The organism is Pseudoalteromonas lipolytica, from assembly GCF_001306915.1.
GTDB lineage: Bacteria > Pseudomonadota > Gammaproteobacteria > Enterobacterales > Alteromonadaceae > Pseudoalteromonas > Pseudoalteromonas simplex.
The window spans coordinates 1-518 of record NZ_LJTC01000065.1 but is presented as its reverse complement, the minus strand read 5'-3'; the positions used below and the strand labels follow the sequence as shown (position 1 = coordinate 518).

General features: G+C 61.4%; 1 protein-coding gene. It reads left to right on the top strand.

Annotation, left to right across the window (positions count from 1 at the left end; translation table 11 throughout):
• Nucleotides 1-67 precede the first annotated feature (67 nt).
• Nucleotides 68-518: cbb3-type cytochrome c oxidase subunit I (locus AOG27_RS21075; protein ID WP_235523729.1), on the top strand; the 451-nt coding region annotated here is incomplete at its 3' end.

Genomic DNA, 518 nt, shown 5'->3' with positions numbered 1-518 from the left:
ACTGTTCAAGACGGCATTAGTAGGCGGACGATTCGCCTTATCGGGGGCCGTGCTCTGGAACCTCGGCATGATGCTCGGCCTGGTGGCGATCAGTCTGGGACTCTCCGACGGAGAGGAGTGGCTCGAGTTTCCCTGGCAGGTCGACATCCTGTTCGTGATCGGCGGTGGCCTGTGTGCCATTCCGCTGTTGCTGACGGCCGCCAACCGACGGGTATCACATCTCTACGTCACCAGCTGGTACCTGCTGGCCGCGCTGGTGTGGTTCCCCATCCTCTTCCTGCTGGCCAACCTGCCCGTGGTGTTCCCCGGGGCCTCGGGAGCCACCGTCAACTGGTGGTTCGCCCATAACGTCCTGGGACTTTGGGTGACCCCCATCGGGGTCGGTATCGCCTACTACATGATTCCCAAGATTCTCGGCCGCCCGATCATCTCCTATCAGCTCTCCCTGATAGGTTTCTGGTCACTGGCACTCTTCTACAGCCAGGTGGGGATTCACCACCTGGTAGGTGGCCCCGTAC